The sequence below is a fragment of the Paenisporosarcina sp. P4_D4 genome (assembly GCF_056401835.1).
The window spans coordinates 1-4,783 of record NZ_JBFUIO010000142.1; the positions used below are offsets into that span (position 1 = coordinate 1).

The following is a 4,783-nucleotide window of genomic DNA, read 5'->3' on the forward strand; positions in this document are numbered from 1 at the left end:
GTTTAGAGCATGTCAAATTTCACAAACTTTTTCACAAATTAAATCAAAGCGTCCATTTTATGATTTCTCTTTCCTTTGGAGCTGATTGACTCAATTTGTAACCTTGTTGTCTACTTTCGCCTTTTTCTAAAAAATTCTCGTCACAAAGTTCTTTCATAAGCTCATTAAGTCGATTAATATTTATTTTCATCAGCTTCTGAAGGTGGCTAACTCGTGTTTCGCCAGTTTCAGTGATTAGCTTTCTCAATTTATCTAACTCAGTTTCTTCCTCCTCTTCTAACACTTCTGGTAATTCTACATCCATCTTATCATCATCCATACTTTCTGAAATCTTATTAATCAAATCAGATTCAAATCCTTCATTCTTTGGATCATCGACAATCAAACATCCTTGGAATCGCATATGTTCTTCTCTCTGTCCCTCAAAACTCATCGTTCCGTCACCGTCTCCTAGTAGCTCAAAAGGTGGTTTGGTATTTAAAAATGTTCTATAGCTGGTATCATTGCTACAACGGAAACCGATTTTACTAGGCAAATTGGATTTAATTGTCCCTGTGATTACGTCAACTGAAGGACGTTGTGTACAAATTACTAAATGAATTCCTGCTGCTCTAGAAAGCTGTGTTAAACTTTGGACTAAATCATGTACTTCATCATTACGCAATGCGAGTTCCGCATACTCATCAATAACACACACGATATAAGGCAATGATTTATCTTGATGCTTCTTATTAAACAATCCAATATTTTTCACTTCAGCTTCTTTGAATAGCGTATATCGTCTGTTCATCTCCTTGATTAATTGCTTTAATAATGCGATTGATTCATCTGCATCTGTAATGACTGATTGTATATGGGGAAATTTTTCATAGATTTTCAGTTCAACTTGTTTCACATCCACCATATAGAATAATAATTCTTCAGGTTTTCTCATTAGCAGCAATGTTAGAATCATTTGATTAACCCAGACTGATTTGCCTGATCCTGTAGTCCCTGCCACAAGCAAATGCCTGTTCTTATTTAGACATTGGAAAATCGGATTTCCTATCTCGTCTATTCCAACTAAATATGGTAGTGGGTTATCTTTGGCGAAATCACGGAACAGAGGAGTATCTACATAATTCCGTAAGAATGCATTTTGTCTTTCTTCTAATGGCAACCACACATCAATTTCTCCAACTTCAGCTCCTTGGCTAATTCGTAGATTTTTGACTCCCATAAACGTCTGCAAATCTTCAGTGACTGACTTTTTATTTAACTCCGATAATTTTAATCCTTTTGGCAGATTGAAAGTTACCTTGACTAAAGTTGATCCACTCTGTACTCGTTTAGCGACCATTTCACTCTTAATTMCTTTTAGCTCTTTTAGTGCGTAGATGAATTTTTCGGCTATATGCTTACCATTTACTTCTTTTAATTCATCTCCCATTGGAAGCAACTCAAATGGATTACTTATCATTTTACTTCTTCTTGTTGATTTCACTAGTTGTGCTGAAGGCTGCTCAATGTGGACTACATGATCGGACATCAAAAATGGAAGTATTTCAGATACAGATAACACTTGTTGCTTACCTTGATTGTCTAACTTTCGATTTTTTATGTTCTGTATCACATCTCCTAATATGAAATAATTGTTCACACTCCAACCATTTGTGTAAGCAGAATCCTCCAACTTCTGACTAATCTGCTCAACAACTATATTTCTCTCCTTCTTAGTTCCACCGTAAAAAATTAGACGAATATTATGGCGGAATCCATTTTCTTTTAGCTTTCTGTCTAATTCTGAAATTGGTGGGTTTTTATATTCCCATTGCAGTATGCCATCTAATTTTTCATTAATATTCCGTTGTAGTTTACGGAACACTTTCTTATTAGAAGGTTGTTCAATACCATTCAGATAGTCATCATATTGTTCTTGCAATCTTTCTTTCCAATTATCTTGTCGAATTGCAAGAACAAGTTGATACATGACTGTAATATGTTTCGGACAAACAGAGCAAACCATCTCCCAAAACGACTTAGTTTCATTCATCTCAATTGGATAAAGTGAAGATTTTGAAGTAAACAATTGAACATAAGTAGTGTCATTGGATTTGTCAGGAAGCGTGGAGAATATTGAATCACGCTCACTGACAGTCCAATTTGTTTTGTATTGAGGTGGAGAAAAGAAGGTGAAAGATTCATCGATTGGTGAGCGATGTGCTTCAATCCCAAATACTCCTCCACCTGCTAGTTCTTCAGAAAGTAAATTCTTGGCTTCATTTCGAGAAAAAGAGGGGAGGGTGTATGATCTATTTTTATCGTTTTGAGTAACACTAGGCTGCATAATTCGCTTGAAATTTATCATACTCATGTTGCTGACCCTCCCATCAATTTTCTACCTTTTAAGTTTTTCACTAAATTCACGGTTTTACCTACCACTGATTTCTTATCAAATGATTTACCTGCTCCATGCCACATATCTGTAATGTCTGCACCATTCTCAATGTAGTTTTTCACAATGCTAGGAGGATTCGCCATTCTCCATAAACCGCCTATAATCACGCCTATTTTTATAACCACTTCCCATGATGTTTCGGGGACTTTTGTGCCAAACATTAAACTGCCGATGATTAGTAAAAACACTCCATATACAAGTTGAGTCATTGAACATTTCTTAATATGATTCCACCAAGACCTAAAGTAGTGCTCATGTGCTTTAAACATCCAACATGATAATGCAACAGGTGTCATTACACCCAAAGCCATTAAGTCGAACCATCTACGGAAATTTTGTAGGAAGATGGGAATCATCATTCCGATTAATGCAATATCAAACCCAAGGAATACGAACATTTCAGTCCAAGATATTGTATTAAATTCAATTCCACTTATTCCTGCTGCCATTTGGTTTTTACCAATATTAATTATTGCGTTTGTTAGCCAATTGATTCCTTGAAATCCATAGAAAAATCCAGCAGGTGCTAAGGATGACCCCAATAAAACTAAAGGAAGTCTTCTTGAAATACGCCCCATGTCAGTGTGAGTTGCATCTATTTGTGGTTTCGTTTTAAAGAAGTGTCCTAACATACGTTTGTATCCTTCATGTATAGCTAAAATCATACTCATTCCCAATGATAATCCTGTGRACATGGCAATGTTTTCTTTGAACCAATCACTGTCGAATAAGAAGAGTGGTGTGTGTAATACTACACTTGTAATAGCATCATAGCTCCACACCATTAAGTCAATTGACCATTGTGTAGCATGTATTTTAATGTCCTTACACCACTGTATTGTCTTATCAATGGACTCTACAATTCTTGCAAATTGCTCTCGTGTTTCAATTGGAATAGGATTTAGTTTATCGAGGATGGATGCAGAAGCGCGAGTAGGTTTTGAGAATAGGGTAGCGAATGGAATACTTGATGCTAGAAGAAGAGGTCTAACCCCGGAACGTTTCGGAATACTAGACTTGTTACTGTCACTAGTATCAGTATGATTACGGGAGCTAACAGAATTTGCCCTAATCCAGTTATTATGTCTGTTGACCAACTTTGTGCTTTCATTTTCTGACCTATCATTCGGTATCCTCCAGCGATCATTAGACAAAGAATTGCGAATGCAACCCCTAAAATCCCTGCTGCTATGATTAGTTCTATGAGAATGTTCAATATTTCGGGAGGTAATATCTCCAATCCCTCTGCTTCGTCTAGCTTTGGAAAGCCTATTTTCTGTGCATGAGCTTGTGGTGTAATTAGTAAGGGAAGAGCTACAAGATAGCTGTTTCTCAAAATTTTGTAAAAACGTTTCTGTATATGCTTGGGTTGATTTTTCACCTCCTTTGCAAGTACCTCCATAAAAGCTGGAATTGTTGGAGAATCAGAGTTACATATTTTTACTCGGTATCCATCATTGAAGGTGATTAGGTTTTTTGATTGTGCTGTTAACGTTGCCATGTTTTTCTCCTCCTTTGTGATACCAAGTCATTAATTTTGACATTCCTACGAAACTACCAAGTGCAATACCTAACTGTGTAGCTAAAATAACAATACCTGACATTTATAATTCTCCTCTTTTTTGATGTATTAAATCCTTTTCTTTGGACATCATAAGCTTAACGAAAAATCATTCACTAAAAACAGGGGGAACTCACAAATGAATTATTCAATGAGCTTTGCTGAATGGCTACATCAACCAGACCCAAACTGGAAAATTAATTTAGAGTGTGTTGATCCTTACGTTTTTAAGGAGCTTCGAATGAGCAAAGAATCTGTTGAGAAAATTTTAGCAAAGTTGGAAGTGTATCATGTCTTTAATGAGCCTCAGAAAACTGGAAGAAGTTGACTAAGCAATCCTAATGGGTTTTATATAGATGTAAGGTGTGTTTTTGCAAGGGGATTTTCTTCTTATTATCGAAGAGAATCCCCTGTTTGTTGTGATAATTAGGGGTTTTTGGTCGTTGATAAGATGATAATTTGATAATTTGATAATTTGATTGAATCATGAGCCACTCCTTCTTACTTGTTGTTCAGTATTTAGAATGAAAGTAATGAGCAATTGTTGTTTAAACTCGACCACCATCCTTGTTGATTTATCTTATTCACTTCGACATCAACCTGTTCCAAATAATTTTGAATTGTTCAAAACATTTTTTCATGTTTGACTCATCTTATGTAGTATTCATCTTTAAGATTACAAAAAAGTCTTTTAGATTGAAAAATAATTCAAAAGTAATCGGTTAAAAAAATTACTTAATAGGAAGACAAATTTAATTAACAAAATAGGGTAATCAATAACCGCC

5 protein-coding genes are annotated in these 4,783 nt (G+C 35.5%); 1 reads left to right on the forward strand and 4 read right to left on the reverse strand.

Translation table 11 applies throughout. The annotated features are described in order from the left end of the window. Positions 1–43 precede the first annotated feature (43 nt). From AC1DSL_RS15860 to AC1DSL_RS15875, 4 genes are all read right to left on the reverse strand, one after another. Positions 44–2,353, reverse strand: a complete 2,310-nt coding sequence (locus AC1DSL_RS15860) for an FtsK/SpoIIIE domain-containing protein (RefSeq protein WP_477532923.1) — start codon at positions 2,351–2,353, stop codon at positions 44–46. Next, the gene (locus tag AC1DSL_RS15865) at positions 2,350–3,222 is read right to left on the reverse strand and encodes a hypothetical protein (RefSeq protein WP_477532924.1); all 873 of its coding nucleotides are present in this window, start codon (positions 3,220–3,222) and stop codon (positions 2,350–2,352) included. The genes AC1DSL_RS15860 and AC1DSL_RS15865 overlap by 4 nt, the downstream gene beginning before the upstream one ends. 188 nt (positions 3,223–3,410) lie before the next feature. Then, entirely contained in the window at positions 3,411–3,938 is a 528-nt protein-coding gene (locus AC1DSL_RS15870; RefSeq protein WP_477532925.1) for a hypothetical protein, read from the reverse strand. Then, positions 3,892–4,041: a hypothetical protein gene (locus AC1DSL_RS15875; protein ID WP_477532926.1), complete on the reverse strand. Its 150-nt coding sequence runs from the start codon at positions 4,039–4,041 to the stop codon at positions 3,892–3,894. Before AC1DSL_RS15875 ends, AC1DSL_RS15870 begins: the two co-directional genes overlap by 47 nt. A gap of 96 nt (positions 4,042–4,137) precedes the next feature. On the opposite strand from AC1DSL_RS15875, the gene AC1DSL_RS15880 reads away from it, so the two are divergent. Beyond that, complete coding sequence (locus tag AC1DSL_RS15880) at positions 4,138–4,326, forward strand: hypothetical protein (protein ID WP_477532927.1); 189 nt, start codon at positions 4,138–4,140, stop codon at positions 4,324–4,326. Positions 4,327–4,783 lie beyond the last annotated feature (457 nt).